Source organism: Pseudomonas sp. FP2300 (genome assembly GCF_030687595.1).
Classification (GTDB): Bacteria; Pseudomonadota; Gammaproteobacteria; order Pseudomonadales; family Pseudomonadaceae; genus Aquipseudomonas; species Aquipseudomonas bijieensis.
The window spans coordinates 2,123,769-2,143,119 of the sequence record NZ_CP117440.1 but is presented as its reverse complement, the minus strand read 5'-3'; the positions used below and the strand labels follow the sequence as shown (position 1 = coordinate 2,143,119).

Genomic DNA, 19,351 nt, shown 5'->3' with positions numbered 1-19,351 from the left:
CTCAAGGCTTGGAAAAAATGCTCTCCTCGGCCTGCACCAAAGCAAAGCGTGGCACCTGTTCGCCGTCAACCTCGACGGACTCCTGGAACATGCTCAAGGGACGTACCCAAAAGCCGTAATCGCCATACAGGGCTTGATAGAAGACCACTTCTTCCTCGGTCTCGGAATGCCGCGCAATGCTGAATACGCGGTACTGCGGACCTTTGTAATGTTGGTAGAGCCCAGGTTGTATCGGCATGCTTTGGCCCTCACTGAAATCTTTTCAAAATAAAAACAAAAATCTTTTTTACTAAACCCGGAAAAACAAAAACCGGGGCACTTGGCCCCGGCTTCTATCGACACAACGCTTAGACGCGTTCGAAGACAGTGGCGATGCCCTGGCCGAGGCCAATGCACATGGTGGACACACCAAAGGTGCCGCCATTCTGCTTCATGACGTTGAGCAGCGTGCCGGAGATACGCGCACCGGAGCAACCGAACGGGTGACCCAGGGCGATCGCGCCGCCGTGCAGGTTAACCTTCTCGTTCATCTTGTCGAGCACTTTCAAATCTTTCAGCACTGGCAGGGCCTGTGCGGCGAAAGCTTCGTTGAGCTCGAAGAAGTCGATATCGGCAATACCCAGGCCTGCACGCTTCAAGGCTTTCTGCGTGGCCGGTACTGGACCATAGCCCATGATCGCCGGATCCACACCCGCCACGGCCATCGAACGAATCACCGCCATCGGCTGGATACCCAGGTCCTGGGCGCGCTGGGCCGACATCACGATCATGCACGAGGCACCGTCGGTGATCTGCGACGAAGTACCGGCTGTCACGGTGCCGCCCTTTGGATTGAATGCCGGCTTGAGGGCCGCCAGGCTTTCCAGGGTGGTTTCCGGACGAATGGTTTCGTCGTAGTCGAACAATTTCAGGAAACCGTTCTCGTCGTAGCCCTGCATCGGGATGATCTCATCCTTGAACTTGCCTTCCACGGTCGCCTTGTGGGCGAGCTGGTGGGAGCGCACGCCAAAGGCGTCCTGCTGCTCGCGGGTGATGCCGTGCATCTTGCCAAGCATTTCCGCGGTCAGGCCCATCATGCCCGAAGCTTTTGCCGCGTACAGCGACATGTGTGGGTTCGGGTCGACACCATGCATCATGCTCACGTGGCCCATGTGCTCGACCCCGCCGACGACGAACACGTCACCGTTGCCAGTCATGATCGCCTGGGCGGCGGTGTGCAACGCACTCATGGACGAACCGCACAGGCGGCTGACAGTCTGGCCGGCCGCCGTGTGAGGGATCTGGGTCATCAGCGAGGCCATGCGGGCGATGTTCCAGCCCTGCTCCAGGGTCTGGTTCACACAGCCCCAGATCACGTCTTCGACTTCGTTGGGGTCGACCTTGACGTTGCGCTCCAGCAGCTTGCTGATCAGGTGCGCCGACATGTCTTCGGCGCGGGTGTTGCGGTGCATGCCGCCCTTGGAGCGGCCCATCGGCGTACGACCGAAGTCGACAATCACGACGTCTCTAGGATTCAAGCTCATAAATGTTCTCTCGCTCTAGTCGTTGGGCGCTTAACCGAAGAAGCTCTGGCCGTTCTTGGCCATTTCACGCAGCTTCGCAGTCGGGTGGTACAGCGCGCCCAGATCAGCGTACTGGTCAGCCAGGGCAACGAACTCGGCCACACCGATCGAATCGATGTAGCGCAGCGCACCGCCACGGAATGGAGGGAAACCGATACCGTAGACCAGACCCATGTCGGCTTCGGCGGCGGTTTCGACAATGCCGTCTTCCAGGCAACGCACGGTTTCGAGGCACAGCGGGATCATCATCCAGTTGATGATGTCCTCGTCGGTGACTTCGCGCTGCTCGTAGACGATCGGCTTGAGCACTTCCAGTACCGACGAGTCGGCGACTTTCTTCTGCTTGCCGCGCTTGTCGGTCTCGTAGGCGTAGAAGCCCTTGCCGTTCTTCTGGCCCAGGCGCTTGGCCTCGTAGAGCACGTCGACGGCCGAACGGCGGTCGTCCTTCATGCGATCCGGGAAGCCTTCAGCCATGACGTCGCGACCGTGGTGGCCGGTGTCGATGCCGACCACGTCCATCAGGTACGCCGGGCCCATCGGCCAGCCGAATTTTTCCATGATCTTGTCGATGCGCACGAAGTCCACACCGGCGCTGACCAACTTGGCGAAACCGCCGAAGTACGGGAACAGCACACGGTTGACCAGAAAGCCCGGGCAGTCGTTGACGACGATCGGGTTCTTGCCCATTTTCTTCGCGTAGGCGACGGTGGTGGCAATCGCATGTTCGCTGGACTTCTCGCCACGGATCACTTCCACCAGCGGCATCATGTGCACCGGGTTGAAGAAGTGCATGCCGACGAAGTTTTCCGGACGCTTGAGGGCCTTGGCCAGCAGCGAAATGGAAATGGTCGAGGTGTTCGAGGCAAGGATAGTGTCCTCCTTGACCTTGTCTTCGACTTCGGCCAGTACCGCTTGCTTGACCTTCGGGTTCTCGACAACGGCTTCGACCACCAGGTCGACATGGCCGAAATCGCCATAGGACAGGGTCGGACGAATGCCATTGAGCACTTCGGCCATCTTCGCAGCGGTCATGCGACCTTTGTCGACGCGGCCGACCAGCAGCTTGGCGGCTTCGGCCAGGCCCTGCTCGATCCCGTGTTCGTTGATGTCCTTCATCAGGATCGGCGTGCCCTTGGACGCCGACTGGTAGGCGATACCGCCACCCATGATGCCGGCGCCGAGCACGGCAGCCTGCTGCACATCACTGGCGATTTCGTCGTAGGCCTTGGCCTTTTTCTTCAGTTCCTGGTCATTGAGGAACAGACCGATCAGGCTTTGCGCAGCCGAGGTCTTGGCCAGTTTGACGAAGCCTGCGGCCTCGACTTCCAGGGCCTTGTCGCGACCGAAGCTCGCGGCTTTCTGGATGGTCTTGATCGCTTCGACTGGTGCCGGGTAGTTCGGGCCTGCCTGACCGGCCACGAAACCCTTGGCGGTTTCGAAGGCCATCATTTGTTCGATGGCGTTGAGCTTGAGCTTCTCCAGCTTCGGCTGACGCTTGGCCTTGTAGTCGAACTCGCCGCTGATAGCGCGCTTGACGGTTTCAAGGGCTGCTTCCTGAAGCTTGCCAGGTTCGACCACGGCATCCACGGCGCCGACTTTCAGCGCGTCTTCAGCACGGTTTTCCTTGCCCGCGGCAATCCATTCGATGGCGTTGTCGGCACCGATCAGGCGCGGCAGGCGCACGGTTCCGCCGAAGCCCGGGTAAATGCCCAGTTTGACTTCCGGCAGGCCGATCTTGGCCGTGGTGGACATGACGCGGTAATCCGCCGCCAGGCACATTTCCAGGCCGCCACCCAGGGCGATGCCGTTGATGGCCACGACGGTCGGTACGTTGAGGTCTTCGAAGTCGCTGAAAATACGGTTGGCTTCGAGGTTGCCAGCGATCAGTTCGGCATCGGGCAGCTTGAAGTTGTCGACGAATTCGGTGATGTCGGCACCGACGATGAATACGTCCTTGCCGCTGCTGACGATCACACCCTTGATCGAAGCATCTGCCTTGATAGTGTCCACGGCCTGACGCAGTTCATTCAGGGTTAGACGGTTGAACTTGTTGACGGACTCACCCTTGAGGTCGAATTTCAGTTCGACGATGCCACTTTCAAGAGCCTTAACCGTGATGGCTTTACCTTCGTAAATCATCAACTGATCTCCACGATATGGAAGCTGAACAGTACACGTTGAACGCTGACCGCAGGTATGGCATTGACGTTTACCGTCGATGCTACGCCAATCCGCCAGGCACACCCGTCAACGCGATAGTCGGGGTCTGTAGGAGCATTCTGAAAATACAAACGCTCAATTCATACGCCCGTTTGATTTGGGTACGTCACCTTCACGGAATTTCCGACAATTGTCAATCGCCCTAAACACAGGCATGAACGCGACTTTACGGTCATTTCCGTACCGTACGGATCCGCAACACGGCCCCGCATGAGCAGCTATTCATAGAATCAATAATTAGAAAAATCGCCCTAATTCCACACATAACGGATCCAACCGACTACGCTGTCGGGTGCGCGATTGAAAATTCAGGAATGAAGGGCGTTACGAACGCACGCCCTGGCACAGCTTGATTACCGGCCTGCCTGGCCAACCCGCCCGATGAGACTGTCGGGCTTTTTTATGTCTCAGGCCAATGCCTTGAGCACATCGGCAATGGCCAGCAACACACTGGCTTCGCCCTTCTCGCCCCAGTACAAGGCAATCATTTGTCGGTCGGCTTCGACCTTGTAGACGTTGGCCGGCAATTTTTCGAAATGATTGAGCAGAGATTCATCCAGGCAGACTTCCCGCCACTGATTGACCCAGACGCCCGGCGCAGTTTGCCAGTAGCTCCAACAGGCTGGTTGGCTGCCTCGCCGAGGCCGGTGGTACTGGGCGCAGGGGTTGGGCGGCTGCTGGCCCAGCCAGTGCGGCCACTCCTGCGGCGCCAGTTGCATGGCCAGGCCCAGGCGTCGTGCTTCCATGCGCAAGGCCATGCGCCCGCTCTGTACACGGGACGGACGCAACCATGCCAGTGGACTTAACACCACCAACAGGATTGACAGCACTATCCAGACCGTCATATTCGTACTCCCCGATTCTGATGAGCCCATTGACCCAGGTCGCGTCAATGCGCTTGAAACCAGCCATACTTACCGTATCGCAATTCTCTGGAGTGCCTTCCATGTACTACAAACACGTTCTGGTCGCCGTTGACCTCACTGAAGAATGCGATCCGGTCGTCAAGCGCGCCCTCGCCCTTTGCGAAGGCCGAGACACCCAGCTGTCACTGGTGCACATCGTCGAACCGATGGCCATGGCCTTCGGCGGCGATGTGCCGATGGACCTTTCCCAGTTGCAGCAGCAGCAATTCGACCAGGCCAAGGAACGCCTTGACCGACTGATCGTGAAATACCCGGCCCTGAAGAAGGAGTTCAGCCACCTGACCTACGGCCAGCCACGCCAGGAAATCCATCACCTGGCCAAGGAACAGGGTTGCGACCTGATCGTCGTCGGCAGCCATGGCCGCCATGGCCTGGCACTGTTGCTGGGCTCGACCGCCAACGACGTACTGCATGGGGCGCCTTGCGATGTGTTGGCGGTGCACCTGGTCAAGCGCACATAACCCCATACCCTGTGGGAGCGAGCCTGTGGGAGCAAAGCTTGCTCGCGATGAAGGCATCCCGGCCTGTCGAATGACCGCGTTATCGTTCATCGCGAGCAAGCTTTGCTCCCACTGGCTCCCCCCTACAGGGGAATAGCGTTTCAAGTAAAAATCCCGGCGTCCATTGCTGAACGCCGGGATTTTTCTCAACGATGGATCAAGCGTCCAGTTCAGCCCAACGCTCGACCAGCGCGTCCAGCTCGGCCTGCAATTGCTCCAGATGCGCGATCACCTTGGCGGTTTCGGCGGCAGGTCGCTGGTAGAACCCGGTGTCGGCCATTTCGGCTTCTACCGCTGCGATCTGCTGTTCCTTCGCGTCGATATCACCCGGCAAGGCTTCCAGTTCACGCTGCAGCTTGTAGCTGAGCTTTTTCTTCGCCGGGGCCGCTGCGGCGGTAACCGGGGCTGGCTCAGCCTTGACCACGGCCGAATTCAGGTCGGCCTTGCCGGACTTGCTTTCGGTCACGCCCAAAAGACGCGGCGAGCCGCCCTGGCGCAGCCAATCCTGATAACCACCCACGTATTCGCGAACCAGGCCTTCGCCTTCGAATACCAGGGTGCTGGTAACCACGTTGTCGAGGAATGCCCGGTCGTGACTGACCATCAGCACAGTGCCGTTGAAGGTCAGCAGCACCTCTTCCAGCAACTCGAGGGTTTCCACGTCCAGGTCGTTGGTCGGTTCGTCGAGCACCAGCAGGTTCGCCGGCTTACTGAACAACTTGGCCAGCAACAGACGGGCGCGCTCACCACCGGAGAGCGCCTTGACCGGCGTGCGGGCCCGCTGGGGGCTGAACAGGAAATCGCCGAGGTAGCTCAGCACGTGGCGGCTCTGGCCGTCGATATCGATGAAATCGCGACCTTCGGCCACGTTGTCGATCACGGTCTTCTCCAGGTCCAACTGATGGCGCAACTGGTCGAAGTAGGCGACGTCGATCTTCGTGCCCTCTTCCACCTTGCCACTGGTCGGTACCAGGCCACCGAGCATCAGTTTGAGCAAGGTGGTCTTGCCGGTGCCGTTGGCGCCCAGCAGGCCGATGCGGTCGCCACGTTGCAGGACCATGGAGAAGTCCTTGACCAGGAACGGACCGCCTGGATGGGCGAAGCTGACGTTCTCCAGCACCATCACCTGCTTGCCAGACTTGTCAGCCGTTTCCAGCTGGATATTGGCCTTGCCAGTGCGTTCGCGTCGTTCGCTGCGCTCCACGCGCAAGGCCTTGAGGGCCCGTACACGGCCTTCGTTGCGGGTGCGACGGGCCTTGATGCCCTGGCGGATCCAGACTTCTTCCTGGGCCAGACGCTTGTCGAACAGCGCGTTGGCGGTCTCTTCCGCCGCCAGTACCGCTTCCTTGTGCACCAGGAAGCTGGCGTAGTCGCCGTTCCAGTCGATCAGCCCGCCGCGATCCAGCTCGAGGATACGGGTCGCCAGGTTTTGCAGGAAGGACCGGTCGTGGGTGATGAACAGCACCGCCCCCTGGAAGTCTTTCAGGGCTTCTTCAAGCCAGGCGATGGCGCCAATGTCCAGGTGGTTGGTCGGCTCGTCGAGCAGCAGCAGGTCCGGCTCGGACACCAGGGCCTGGGCCAGCAGGACGCGACGACGCCAACCGCCGGACAACTCGGCGAGGGTCTTGTCGGCCGGCAATTGCAGGCGGCTCAGGGTGCTGTCGACCAGCTGCTGCAGGCGCCAGCCATCGCGGGCTTCGAGGTCGTGCTGCACGTGCATCAACTTGTCCAGGTCGGCATCGGTGACGATGTTCTGGCTCAGGTGGTGATACTCGGCCAGCAGCGCGCCGACACCGTCCAGGCCTTCGGCAACCACGTCGAACACGGTCCGCTCGTCGGCCACCGGCAGTTCCTGGGGCAATTCGCCGATTTTCAGGCCTGGCGCGCGCCAGACCGAGCCGTCGTCGGGCTTCTGATCGCCCTTGACCAGCTTCATCATGCTGGACTTGCCAGTGCCGTTGCGGCCGATGATGCACACCCGCTCACCACGGGCGATCTGCCAGGACACCTTGTCCAACAACGGCATAGCGCCGAAAGCAAGGGACACATCGCTGAATTTGAGCAGGGTCATGAGCTTCTCCAAAAACTGGGCGCGCATTCTACCTGAGATGAGCCCTCAAGGGTCCGCCAATTTCGCCACTGAAGCACTCTGCACAACAAATGTTGCGAACTTGCGCCGACAGCCCCGCAAAGCTTTCGCCGGCTGCTGGCAAAAGGCTAAGCTACAGGCAGTTACCCTGGGTTAACCCTTGGGCTTGTCATGTTTTTTCTGCCCGGACGTATCATGCGCAGTCGCCTTTTCAGTGCTTTATCTTGTCTTTTCATCTGTGCCACTGCCTTTCAAACCGCTCAGGCGGTGGATATTTCCACCCAGCGCCAGTATTACGACGAAGCCAAGCGCGCCTTGGCCAAGGGTGATTCCGGCCCCTACTTTCGCTACAGCCAGGCCCTGCGTGATTATCCGCTGGAGCCGTACCTGGCCTATGACGAACTGACCGCCCGCCTCAAGAGCGCCAGCAACGCGGAAATCGAAAAATTCCTCGCCGAACACGGCGACCTGCCCCAGGCCAACTGGATGAAGCTGCGCTGGTTGCGTTGGCTGACCGAACGCGGCGACTGGGAAACCTTCGTCAAGTATTACGACCCCAAGCTCAATTTCACCGAACTGGACTGCCTCAACGCCCAGTACCAACTCAGCCATGGCCTGAAGGCCGAAGGCTACGCCAACACCGAGAAGTTGTGGCTCACCGGCAAATCCCTGCCCCAAGCCTGTGATGCGTTGTTCGGCCTGTGGGCCGGCCAAGGCCAGTTGACCGAACAGAAACGTTGGGAGCGGACAAAACTGGCCGCCCAGGCGCGCAATTATCCCCTGGCCAACAGCCTGGTCAGCGGCCTGACCACCCTCGCCCCCCGTGGCAAGTTGCTGGTGGACGTGGCGCAAAAGCCCGAGTTGCTCAACCAGCCCTCGCGCTTTAGCCCGGCCGATGAACCGATGTCCGACATCGTCAGCCTTGGCCTGCGTCGCCTGGCCCGCCAGGACCCGGAAAAAGCCATGGCGCTGTTGGATGACTACGCCAGCACCATGCATTTTTCCCGGGATGAAAAAGTCGCGATTGCCCGGGAGATCGGCCTGACCCTGGCCAAGCGCTTCGACGGTCGGGCCCTGGACGTGATGACGAAATACGACCCGGAACTGCGCGACGACACCGTTTCGGAGTGGCGCCTGCGCCTGCTGCTGCGCCTGGCCCGTTGGGACGATGCGTACCAATTGACCCGCCGCCTGCCCGAGTCGCTGGCCAGCACCAACCGCTGGCGGTACTGGCAAGCCCGTACCCTGGAGTTGGCGCAGCCGCAGAACCCCGAGGCCCTGACGCTCTACAAGCACCTGGCCCGTGAGCGGGACTTCTATGGTTTCCTGGCCGCCGACCGTTCCCAGTCGCCGTATTCGTTGGTGAACAAGCCGCTGGTGATGAGCCAGGCATTGATCAATAAGGTGCGCAACACCCCCGGCGTGCGTCGGGCGCTGGAGTTCCATGCCCGCGGAGAGATTGTCGACGGACGCCGCGAGTGGTATCACGTCAGCCGGCATTTCAACCGGGACGAGATGGTCGCCCAGGCGAAGCTGGCCTACGACCTGAAATGGTATTTCCCGGCCATTCGCACCATCAGCCAGGCCAAGTACTGGGACGACCTGGACATCCGCTTCCCGATGGCCCACCGCGACACCCTGGTGCGCGAAGCCAAGATCCGTGGCTTGCATCCAAGCTGGGCGTTCGCCATTACCCGGCAGGAAAGTGCGTTCATGGATGATGCCCGCTCCAGCGTCGGCGCCGCCGGCCTGATGCAATTGATGCCAGGCACCGCCAAGGAAACCGCGCGCAAGTTCAGCATTCCCCTGGCCTCCCCCCAACAAGTGTTGAACCCGGACAAGAACATCCAGTTGGGCGCGGCCTACCTGAGCCAGGTTCACAGCCAGTTCAACGGCAACCGCGTCCTGGCCTCGGCGGCCTACAACGCCGGCCCCGGTCGCGTGCGCCAGTGGCTGCGCGGCGCCGACCACTTGAGTTTCGACGTCTGGGTCGAAAGCATCCCGTTCGACGAAACCCGCCAATACGTGCAGAACGTGTTGTCGTACTCGGTGATCTACGGCCAGAAACTCAACTCGCCGCAACCGCTGGTGGATTGGCATGAGCGGTATTTCGATGATCAGTGAGGGTTAGCGGCAAGCTGTTCCTGAAAAACAAAAAAATGCCCGTTTCGAAAGATACGGGCATTTTTTGTCGGTTACTTGGCTGGGTGCTGGACCCTGTGGGAGCGAGCCTGCTCGCGATAGCGGTGTAACAGTCGACATCATTGTCACTGATCTGACGCTATCGCGAGCAGGCTCGCTCCCACATTGGTTTCGACTCGTCAGGATCTCAACATCAGACTCACTGAACCGCATCACTCTGCTGATTGAACTGCAACGCCGCCAACCGCGCATACAACGCATTGCTGGCGACAAGTTCCTGGTGAGTGCCCACGGCAACCACCTTGCCCTGGTCCATCACCGCAATCCGATCGGCGTTTTTCACCGTGGCCAGGCGGTGGGCGATCACCAACGTCGTACGGTTTTTCATCAGGCTGGGCAAGGCTTGCTGGATCAGGTGTTCGCTTTGCGCATCGAGGGCGCTGGTGGCTTCGTCCAGCAGCAGGATCGGCGCGTCCACCAGCAAGGCCCGGGCGATGGCCAGGCGTTGACGCTGGCCGCCGGATAGCCCGAGGCCGCCGTCACCCAGGTGAGTCTGGTAGCCGTCGGGCATTTTTTCGATGAAGTCGTGGGCGTAGGCGATCTGCGCGGCCTCGCGCACCTGCTCCGACGACGCCTGCGGGTTGCCATAGCGGATGTTCTCTTCGACCGTGCCGAAGAACAGTGCCGGGTTTTGTGAAACCAGGGCGAAGTGGCGGCGCAGGTCCAGTGGATCGAGTCGAGTCAATGGCACATCGTCGATCAGGATCTGCCCTTGCACCGGATCATAGAAACGCAGCAGCAAATCGTAGACCGTCGACTTGCCCGCACCGGAAGGCCCGACCAGGGCCAGGGTCTCACCGGCTTTGATACTCAGGTCGAGACCGTCGACCGCGTAACTGTCCGGCCGGGACGGATAGGAAAAACGCACGCCTTCGAGGCGCAAATCGCCGCGGACCCGCGCCGGCAAGGTCACCAGGCCTGAAGCCGGCGGCTGGATGATGTTTTCCGAACGCAGCAACTCGGCAATACGCTCAGCCGCACCCGCCGCCCGTTGCAGCTCGCCGATCACTTCACTCAGGGTACCGAAGGCGCTGCCGACGATCAGGCTGTAGAACACGAATGCCGCCAGCTCACCGCCGGAAATCCGTCCGGCGATCACATCCATGCCGCCGACCCAGAGCATCACCCCCACCGCGCCCAGCACCAGCACGATCACCAGGGTGATCAGCCAGGCCCGCTGGGCGATGCGTTTGCGAGCGGTATCGAAGGCCTGCTCCACCGTCACGGAGAATCGCTGCTCGTCCTGGACCTGGTGGTTATAAGCCTGCACGGTCTTGATCTGGCCGAGGGTTTCGGAAACGTAGCTGCCTACGTCGGCAATGCGGTCCTGGCTCTGGCGCGACAAACTGCGCACCCGGCGACCAAATACCAGGATCGGCGCCAAGACCAGCGGCAGGGCAATCACCACAATGCTGGTCAACTTGGGATTGGTGATGAACAGCAGCACGATGCCGCCAACCACCATCAAGGCGTTGCGCAAAAACAACGACAGCGACGAACCGATCACCGATTGCAGCAAGGTCGTATCGGCGGTCAACCGCGACTGGATTTCCGAACTGCGGTTGTTTTCGTAGAACCCCGGGTGCAAGTACACCAGATGGTTGAAGACCTGCCGCCGGATATCGGCCACCACCCGCTCGCCGATCCAGGACACCAGGTAAAAACGCGAAAACGTACCGATCGCCAACCCAACCACCAGCACCATGAACAGGCCGATGGATTGATTGAGCAGGTGTGGTGAACGGGTCATGAAGCCCTGGTCCACCAGCAAGCGGATACCTTGGCCCATGGACAAGGTAATACCGGCGGTGACAATCAGGGCCAGCAAAGCGCCGGCGACCTGTTTGCGATAGGGGGCGATGAAGCCGCTGGCCAGGCGTATGGCACGGCGATGTCGGGAAGAAAGCATCAAGAGCATCCGTTAATGCAGCAGGGAAAAGGCCGGCCAGCGACGCCAAAGCGCAGCGGAACCTATTTGAATCAGAATGAGTCAGGTTAAATATGACCACAACGACTAGGGGCTAGATGTTATCGGTCTAAAGTCTGGCTGGAAACGCAACTGTGTTTCTGATTGAGTGGAGGTGTCGCCATGAACCTACAAGGAGTGTCATGGCTCGGTCACCTGGCGACATTAAAGTAGGCACACAACCTGATGAGGAGACAGGCCATGTCCTTGCAACACAGCAGCGACGACAAGATTCAAGTAATCCGCACGCAACCGGATCAGTCTCTGGGCTGCTCGTTCATCGATGCCCAAGGGCGCGAAGTACCGATCACCGAGGACATGATCCAGAAAGCCTGCAGCGAGCTGGAAAAACGACTGGTCAAGCCTGCCGAACAAAAGTGATACAGCCCGTCTCGATTGAACCCGACCTTGATGTCGGGTTTTTTATGCCTGCTGACTTTGCAAGCCCTTATGACCCGGTTCTTGTGACAAGAGCTCTGATGACAAGGCTCTTGTGGCGAGGGAGCTTGCTCCCGCTGGACTGCGAAGCAGGCCCAAAAAACCGGCGGCTGCTTCGCACCCGAGCGGGAGCAAGCTCCCTCGCCACAACAGCGCGCCACCATTAAAGGGGGGTGGCGCCCAGCGCGGTGACGATCTGCTGCAAGGTCGGGGACTGCCCTTCGATACGAACCTTCAAGCTGTCGATCTCCCGCCGTGGCGGATAATGCTTGCGCAAAGCATCGAACGCGCTGCGTTGCTCGCTGACCGTGCCCACCAGACTGCGACGAAAGTTCGCGTCGTCAACACGCGGGTCGTACACGCTCCGGCACAGCGCCGCAAAGGCCCAGGCCGGGTCGGTTTCGGCGTCCAGGGTGATACCGCCCAGCCAGGGCCGAGGCAACAGGTCGCTGAGGCTGACTTCAACCGGCCGCTCCAGGAAAGTACACAAGGCCTGGTAGATCTGGGCGGTGCCACGCTGGCGACCATCGAGGCTGTAACCGGCAATATGCGGGGTGGCGATCACACACAAGTCCGCCAGGTCCACGTCCACGGTGGGCTCCTGCTCCCAGACATCCAGCACCGCCTGCAAGTCTTCGCGCTCCAGCAACACCTCGCGCAGCGCAGCGTTATCGATCACCGGCCCACGGGCCGCATTGATCAGCCAGGTCCCGGGCTTGAGTTGGTTCAGACGCGCTTCGTCGAACAGGTGCCAGGTCGGTTGCTCACCGTCGCGCGTCAACGGTGTGTGCAGGCTGATCACATCGCACTGTTCGATGATCTGTTCCAGGCTCACATAGTCGCCCCCTTCGGCAGCCTGACGCGGCGGATCGCAGACCTTCACGGTCCAGCCAAGCCCCTTGAGCACCTCGATCAACCGCCCGCCCACCTGGCCTGCACCGACCACGCCGAATGTGCGCTGCTTAAGCTGCACGCCTTCGATTTCCGCCAGGGTCATCAGGCTGCCCAGCACATAGTCCACCACGCCACGGGCATTGCAGCCGGGTGCGCTGGCCCAGCGAATGCCGGCCTCGGCCAGATAATCCAGGTCCAGGTGATCGGTGCCGATGGTGCAGGTGCCGACAAAGCGCACTTTGCTGCCTTCCAGCAAGGCTCGATTGACCTGGCTGACCGAACGCACCAGCAGCACATCGGCTTGCTCGACCATCGTCCGGTCGATCCCCCGGCCCGGGACCCGGCGAATTTCGCCGAACCCTTGGAAAAATGCATCGAGCAGGGGAATGTTTTCGTCGGCGACGATCAGCATGGCGAAGCTCCTTTGGCGGGATGGGCAGTGTAGGCGTTCCGTTGGACCTGTGCATTACCCGGAGCGAATGATGTTGTGACGAGGGATTATGTGGGAGCAAAGCTTACTCGCGATGCAGGCGCCTCGGTTCCTTGGGAGGCCGCATCAGCTTCATCGCGGGCAAGCCTTGCTCCCACAGGTGCTCGAAAACTGAAAAAGCGATTACAAATCCACAACACAGGTTTTTTCCTGACCACTGCGTCAAAGCGTAGAATTCGCCGCCTTGCGCTTAACCTTTTCGGACGCTTGCCCTGTGAATCCTGTGATCGACACCCCCACCACCCTCTCCCGCCCGGCCCGGGTTCGCCTGGAATTCAAGACGTTGCTGGCCCTGGCCCTGCCGATCATGGTCGCGCAGTTGGCGACCACCGCCATGGGCTTCGTCGATGCGGTGATGGCCGGTCGGGTCGGTCCACGAGACCTGGCGGCGGTGGCACTGGGCAACTCGATCTGGGTGCCGGTGTTCCTGTTGATGACCGGCACATTGCTGGCGACCACGCCAAAAGTTGCCCAGCGTTTCGGTGCCGGGACGTTCAACGAGATCGGGCCGCTGGTACGCCAGGCGCTGTGGTTGGCATTGGTGGTGGGGTTGATCGCGACGCTGGCGCTGTTCAGCGCCGAACCGATCCTGCACGTCATGAAAGTCGATCCTGAATTGATCGGCCCGTGCATGGAATACCTGCGAGGCATCGGCACGGGCCTGCCGGCCGTGGCGCTGTATCACGTGCTGCGCTGCTTCAGCGACGGCCTGGGTCGCACGCGGCCGGCGATGGTGCTGGGGTTGTGCGGGCTGGCGCTGAACATTCCGCTCAATTACATCTTCATCTATGGGCACCTGGGCGTGCCCGCCATGGGCGGCGTCGGGTGTGGCTGGGCCACGGCCATCGTGATGTGGGTCATGGCCCTGGGCATGGCCGGTTGGGCCCGGTGGGCACCGGCCTATCAGTCGAGCCGGTTGTTCAGCCGTTTCGACTGGCCGCAATGGGCCGTCATCAAGCGCCTGCTGGGCATCGGCTTGCCGATCGGCATCGCGGTGTTCGCCGAATCGAGTATTTTCGCAGTGATCGCGTTGCTGATCGGCAGCCTCGGCGCCACGGTGGTGGCCGGGCACCAGATCGCGCTGAACTTCAGTTCATTGGTGTTCATGATCCCCTATTCCCTGGGCATGGCCGTCACCGTGCGGGTCGGCCAGGCGCTGGGCCGGCGCCAGCCCCGCGAAGCGCGCTTCGCCGCCGGGGTGGGGATGGGCACGGCCTTGGCGTACGCCTGTCTGTCGGCAAGCCTGATGTTCGCACTGCGCGGACCTATCGCGGCGATCTATACCGCCGATCCGGTGGTGATCGAGGTGGCGTCGATGCTGATCGTCTACGCGGCGCTGTTCCAGTTTTCCGATGCGATCCAGGTCACGGCGGCGGGCGCGTTGCGCGGCTACCAGGACACCCGGGTGACGATGATCCTGACCTTGTTCGCCTATTGGGGCATCGGCCTGCCGGTAGGTTACGCCCTGGGCCTGACCGACTGGCTCGGCGCAGCCAGCGGCCCGAGCGGGTTGTGGCAAGGCCTGATAGTGGGCTTGAGCTGCGCGGCGCTGATGCTGTCGATCCGCCTGGCACGTAGCGCGCGCAAGCAGATCCGCCTCAGCCGCTCGATGGATTAAGCGAGTTTCTTACGGATCCAGTAGAGGTAAGTGCCCGCCTCTTCCTGCTGGGCCACCAGTTCGTGGTCCAGGAACACGCAAAACTTGGGGATGTCGCGGCGAGTCGATGGGTCGGTGGCGATGACTTTCAGCAGGCCACCGGGGGCCAGGTCGCGGATGTGCTGGTGCAGCATCATCACCGGTTCCGGGCAATTGAGGCCGGTGGCATCCAGCGTGCCGTCGACCGGCGTGTTGTTCATTTCACTCATGTTCTACTCCTGAAACTGGCCGGCATTGTCGCGCAATGTCGGGTGAGAGCAAAGCCTGTGGAATCGCAAACATGTGAAAGCCAAACTGTGGGAGCAAGGCTTGCCCGCGATGCAGGCACCTCAGTTGCCAGACCGTGTCACCGTTCATCGCGAGCAAGCTTTGCTCCCACAGCTTTGCTCCCACGGGGCTTATTGGTATCCAACCGCCGCAGATGGCACGTCACTTCCTCGCGGTCGTGGTACAGCTGCTTGCAACCGATCTCGACCTTGATACCCCGGGCCTTGAAGCCCTCGGCGATGCGTTCGAGCAGGCGTTTGACCTCGGCGTAGCGCTGTTTCATCGGCAGCTTGAGATTGACCACCGCCTCGCGGCAATGCCCTTCGCCAATCCACTCTTCCAGCATCGCCGCGTTGCGCGCCGGTTTCTCGACGATGTCGCAGACCATCCAGTCCACCGGCTGCTTGGGCTTGAATGTGAAGCCATCCGCCATCAGATGCTGCACCAGGCCGGTGTCCATCAGGCTTTCGGCCATCGGACCATTGTCGATGGCCGTCACCAACATGCCCCGGTTGACCAGTTGCCAGGTCCAGCCACCCGGCGCGGCGCCAAGGTCCACACCGGTCATGTCACTGTGCAGGCGCTCGTCCCACTGGTCCCGGGGGATGAAATGGTGCCAGGCTTCTTCGAGCTTGAGGGTCGAGCGGCTCGGCGCTTCCCTGGGGAACTTCAAGCGCGGGATGCCCATCGGCCACATCGCCGAATTATCCGCGTCCGCCAGGCCCAGGAAGACTTCGCGGCCACTCTTGAAGGTCAGCAGCAGGCGCGGCTTGCGCGGATCGTCCATCAACTTGCCGGCGCCACTCAATGCCTTGCGCAGCGGGCCTTCGAATTTCTTGCAGAAGTTCGACAGTTCCTTGCCGTCGTTGGTGTCTACCACCTCCAGCCAGAGGCTGCCGCAGGTCGGGAAGTCAGCCATGTGAGCCAGAATCACGCTGATACGGTCGGTTTCCGGTAAATCAATGAACGTGCCACGGGCCCACTGGCGCGGAAAAATCAGCTCGGCAAAACGCTGCCCACGCATCAACCGCTCGGCGCCGTCCTCCTCAGTGCAGACAAATTCGGCGCAGGCGCTGGCCGGTTTGGCCTTGGCGTAGCCGGCCACGTTGAGCCGGGCCGCGTGTTCGGCGATCTCGGAACAGACCTCGCCTTCGAAGCCCGGCCGGCAGTGCATAAAAAGCGTGTTCATTGAAACTCCGTAGCAAAGCCTGTCACGAAAACCGGCGCATCATAGCGGAGTTCGGAACCCCGAACCTGCCTATAGAGTCCAGTGATTAGTCATACGCTCAAAACAGGGCTAGGTTAAAGGCTCTGTCCGTTCCGTCAGTCCGTAGCCGTGCGGACTCAAAGGAGTCATTTCAATGCCGTCCCTCGATAGCCTGAAAACCCTTAAAACCCTGCAAGTCGACGCCAGGACCTACCACTACTTCAGCCTGCCGGATGCCGCCCGAAGCCTGGGCGACCTGGACAAACTGCCCATGTCATTGAAGGTACTGCTGGAAAACCTGCTGCGCTGGGAAGATGAAAAAACCGTCACCGGCACCGACCTCAAGGCCCTGGCCGGGTGGCTCAAGGAACGTCGTTCCGAGCGCGAGATTCAATACCGCCCCGCCCGGGTGTTGATGCAAGACTTTACCGGGGTTCCCGCCGTGGTCGACCTGGCCGCCATGCGCGCCGCCGTGGAAAAGGCCGGCGGCGATCCCCAGCGGATCAACCCGCTGTCGCCGGTGGACCTGGTGATCGACCACTCGGTGATGGTCGACAAGTTCGCCAGCAGCCAGGCGTTCGAGCAGAACGTCGACATCGAAATGCAACGCAACGGCGAACGCTACGCCTTCCTGCGCTGGGGCCAGAGCGCCTTCGACAATTTCAGCGTAGTGCCGCCGGGCACCGGCATCTGCCATCAGGTCAACCTCGAATACCTGGGCCGCACCGTGTGGACCAAAGAGGAAGACGGCCGCACCTACGCCTTCCCGGACACGCTGGTGGGCACCGACTCCCACACCACCATGATCAACGGCCTCGGCGTACTGGGCTGGGGCGTCGGCGGGATCGAGGCGGAAGCCGCCATGCTCGGCCAACCGGTGTCGATGCTGATTCCCGAGGTCATCGGCTTCAAACTCGTCGGCAAGCTGCGCGAAGGCATCACCGCCACCGACCTGGTGCTGACCGTCACGCAGATGCTGCGCAAGAAAGGCGTGGTGGGCAAATTCGTCGAGTTCTATGGCGACGGTCTTGCCGACCTGCCCCTGGCCGACCGCGCCACCATCGCCAACATGGCCCCGGAATATGGCGCCACCTGCGGTTTCTTCCCGGTGGACGATGTGACCCTGGACTACTTGCGCCTGTCGGGGCGGCCAGCGGAAACGGTGAAACTGGTGGAAGCCTATTGCAAGGCCCAGGGCCTGTGGCGCCTGCCCGGCCAGGAGCCGGTGTTCACCGACACACTGGAGCTGGACATGGGCAGCGTAGAAGCCAGCCTCGCCGGCCCCAAACGCCCTCAGGACCGAGTCTCGCTGCCGAATGTCGGCCAGGCTTTCAGTGATTTCCTGGGGTTGCAGGTCAAACCCACCAGCAAGGAAGAAGGTCGTCTGGAAAGCGAAGGTGGCGGTGGCGTCGCGGTAGGCAACGCCGATCAGGTGGGAGAAACCGAATACGAGTTCGAAGGCCACACTCATCGCCTGAAAAACGGCGCGGTGGTGATCGCAGCCATCACTTCCTGCACCAACACCTCCAACCCCAGCGTGATGATGGCCGCCGGACTGCTGGCGAAAAAAGCCGTGGAAAAGGGCCTTACCCGCAAGCCTTGGGTCAAGAGTTCCCTGGCGCCGGGCTCCAAGGTGGTTACCGACTATTACAAGGCGGCCGGCCTGACGGAGTACCTGGATAAACTCGGCTTCGACCTGGTGGGCTATGGTTGCACCACCTGCATCGGCAACTCCGGGCCGCTGCCGGAGCCCATCGAAAAGGCCATCCAGAAAGCCGACCTGACCGTGGCCTCGGTACTGTCGGGCAACCGCAACTTCGAAGGCCGGGTGCATCCGCTGGTGAAGACCAACTGGCTGGCCTCGCCGCCGCTGGTGGTCGCCTATGCCCTGGCCGGCACCGTGCGCATCGACATCAGCAGCGAGCCGCTGGGCAACGACCGGGACGGCAACCCGGTGTACCTGCGGGACATCTGGCCCAGCAGCCAGGAAGTGGCTGCCGCCGTGGCCCAGGTCAACACCAGCATGTTCCACAAGGAATACGCCGCCGTGTTTGCCGGTGACGAACAATGGCAGGCCATCGAAGTGCCGCAAGCGGCGACTTACGTCTGGCAGGACGACTCGACCTACATCCAGCACCCGCCATTCTTCGACAACATCGACGGGCCGCCACCGGCCGTGAGGAACGTCGAGGGCGCCCGGGTCCTGGCCCTGCTGGGCGATTCAGTGACCACCGACCATATCTCCCCGGCGGGCAACATCAAGACCGACAGCCCCGCCGGTCGCTACCTGCGCGAACAGGGCGTAGAGCCGCGAGACTTCAACTCCTATGGCTCCAGACGCGGCAACCACCAAGTGATGATGCGCGGCACCTTCGCCAATATCCGCATTCGCAACGAAATGCTCGACGGCGAAGAAGGCGGCAACACGATCTACATCCCCAGCGGCGAACGAATGCCGATCTACGATGCCGCCATGCTGTACCAGGCCACGGGCACGCCACTGGTGGTGATCGCCGGCCAGGAATATGGCACCGGATCGAGCCGGGACTGGGCAGCCAAGGGCACGAACCTGCTGGGGGTTAAGGCGGTGATCGCCGAAAGCTTCGAGCGCATCCATCGCTCCAACCTGGTGGGCATGGGCGTGCTGCCGCTGCAGTTCAAGCTCGACCAGAACCGCAAGAGCCTGAACCTTACGGGCAAGGAAACCCTGGACATCCTGGGACTCAATGACGTCGAACTGACCCCGCGCATGAACCTGCCCTTGGTCATCACCCGCGAGGACGGCAGCCAAGAGCGAATCGAAGTGTTGTGCCGGATCGATACCTTGAATGAAGTGGAGTATTTCAAGGCCGGCGGGATCCTTCACTATGTCCTACGGCAATTGATTGCAGCGTAAAAAGACCTGTCCTACGAAAACACCGCCGCTTAAGGGC

Annotated in this window: 14 protein-coding genes; 5 read left to right on the top strand and 9 right to left on the bottom strand. The window is 61.1% G+C overall.

Going from position 1 to position 19,351, the window contains the following annotated elements; all coding sequences use genetic code 11:
- Position 1: 1 nt before the first annotated feature.
- The 4 genes from PSH86_RS09440 to PSH86_RS09425 form a co-directional block, all read right to left on the bottom strand.
- Complete coding sequence (locus PSH86_RS09440; RefSeq protein ID WP_025212748.1) at positions 2-238, bottom strand: DUF1653 domain-containing protein; 237 nt, start codon at positions 236-238, stop codon at positions 2-4.
- Positions 239-347: 109 nt separating this feature from the next.
- The gene (fadA, locus tag PSH86_RS09435; protein WP_024618393.1) at positions 348-1,523 is read right to left on the bottom strand and encodes an acetyl-CoA C-acyltransferase FadA; all 1,176 of its coding nucleotides are present in this window, start codon (positions 1,521-1,523) and stop codon (positions 348-350) included.
- A gap of 30 nt (positions 1,524-1,553) precedes the next feature.
- Complete coding sequence (gene fadB, locus PSH86_RS09430; protein WP_305489372.1) at positions 1,554-3,701, bottom strand: fatty acid oxidation complex subunit alpha FadB; 2,148 nt, start codon at positions 3,699-3,701, stop codon at positions 1,554-1,556.
- Between the two features lie 488 nt (positions 3,702-4,189).
- A complete protein-coding gene (locus tag PSH86_RS09425) occupies positions 4,190-4,627 on the bottom strand; it encodes a hypothetical protein (protein WP_109751576.1) in 438 nt (145 codons plus the stop codon).
- Between the two features lie 101 nt (positions 4,628-4,728).
- Between PSH86_RS09425 and PSH86_RS09420 the strand changes: the two genes are divergently transcribed.
- On the top strand, positions 4,729-5,169 hold the full coding sequence (locus PSH86_RS09420) for a universal stress protein (protein WP_163854648.1): 441 nt from the start codon (positions 4,729-4,731) through the stop codon (positions 5,167-5,169).
- A 196-nt stretch (positions 5,170-5,365) separates the two neighbouring features.
- Here PSH86_RS09420 and PSH86_RS09415 read toward each other — a convergent pair whose 3' ends face one another.
- On the bottom strand, positions 5,366-7,279 hold the full coding sequence (locus tag PSH86_RS09415) for an ATP-binding cassette domain-containing protein (RefSeq protein WP_305489370.1): 1,914 nt from the start codon (positions 7,277-7,279) through the stop codon (positions 5,366-5,368).
- Positions 7,280-7,492: 213 nt separating this feature from the next.
- Between PSH86_RS09415 and PSH86_RS09410 the strand changes: the two genes are divergently transcribed.
- Positions 7,493-9,421: a transglycosylase SLT domain-containing protein gene (locus PSH86_RS09410; RefSeq protein WP_305489368.1), complete on the top strand. Its 1,929-nt coding sequence runs from the start codon at positions 7,493-7,495 to the stop codon at positions 9,419-9,421.
- A 217-nt stretch (positions 9,422-9,638) separates the two neighbouring features.
- Here the strand turns inward: PSH86_RS09410 and PSH86_RS09405 are convergent, their stop codons facing one another.
- Positions 9,639-11,417, bottom strand: a complete 1,779-nt coding sequence (locus PSH86_RS09405; RefSeq protein ID WP_162893807.1) for an ABC transporter transmembrane domain-containing protein — start codon at positions 11,415-11,417, stop codon at positions 9,639-9,641.
- Positions 11,418-11,666: 249 nt separating this feature from the next.
- Between PSH86_RS09405 and PSH86_RS09400 the strand changes: the two genes are divergently transcribed.
- Positions 11,667-11,846 carry a PA1571 family protein gene (locus PSH86_RS09400; protein WP_003199629.1) on the top strand — a complete coding sequence of 60 codons (180 nt, stop codon included), beginning with the start codon at positions 11,667-11,669 and terminating at the stop codon, positions 11,844-11,846.
- A 220-nt stretch (positions 11,847-12,066) separates the two neighbouring features.
- Here the strand turns inward: PSH86_RS09400 and pdxB are convergent, their stop codons facing one another.
- Positions 12,067-13,209: a 4-phosphoerythronate dehydrogenase PdxB gene (gene pdxB, locus PSH86_RS09395; RefSeq protein ID WP_305489365.1), complete on the bottom strand. Its 1,143-nt coding sequence runs from the start codon at positions 13,207-13,209 to the stop codon at positions 12,067-12,069.
- 292 nt (positions 13,210-13,501) lie between these two features.
- On the opposite strand from pdxB, the gene PSH86_RS09390 reads away from it, so the two are divergent.
- Positions 13,502-14,905, top strand: coding sequence for an MATE family efflux transporter (locus PSH86_RS09390; protein WP_163854652.1), 1,404 nt, complete (start codon positions 13,502-13,504; stop codon positions 14,903-14,905).
- Here PSH86_RS09390 and tusA read toward each other — a convergent pair.
- On the bottom strand, positions 14,902-15,153 hold the full coding sequence (gene tusA / locus PSH86_RS09385) for a sulfurtransferase TusA (RefSeq protein ID WP_109751569.1): 252 nt from the start codon (positions 15,151-15,153) through the stop codon (positions 14,902-14,904). The two genes, PSH86_RS09390 and tusA, sit on opposite strands and share 4 nt — an antisense overlap.
- Positions 15,154-15,290: 137 nt before the next feature.
- Positions 15,291-16,400 (bottom strand): 23S rRNA (cytidine(2498)-2'-O)-methyltransferase RlmM, encoded by a 1,110-nt coding sequence (gene rlmM / locus PSH86_RS09380; protein WP_116831859.1) that lies wholly within the window; start codon positions 16,398-16,400, stop codon positions 15,291-15,293.
- A 172-nt stretch (positions 16,401-16,572) separates the two neighbouring features.
- Here rlmM and acnA point away from each other — a divergent pair, with 172 nt between their 5' ends.
- Positions 16,573-19,314 carry an aconitate hydratase AcnA gene (gene acnA / locus PSH86_RS09375; RefSeq protein ID WP_109751567.1) on the top strand — a complete coding sequence of 914 codons (2,742 nt, stop codon included), beginning with the start codon at positions 16,573-16,575 and terminating at the stop codon, positions 19,312-19,314.
- The last annotated feature ends 37 nt before the right edge of the window (positions 19,315-19,351 follow it).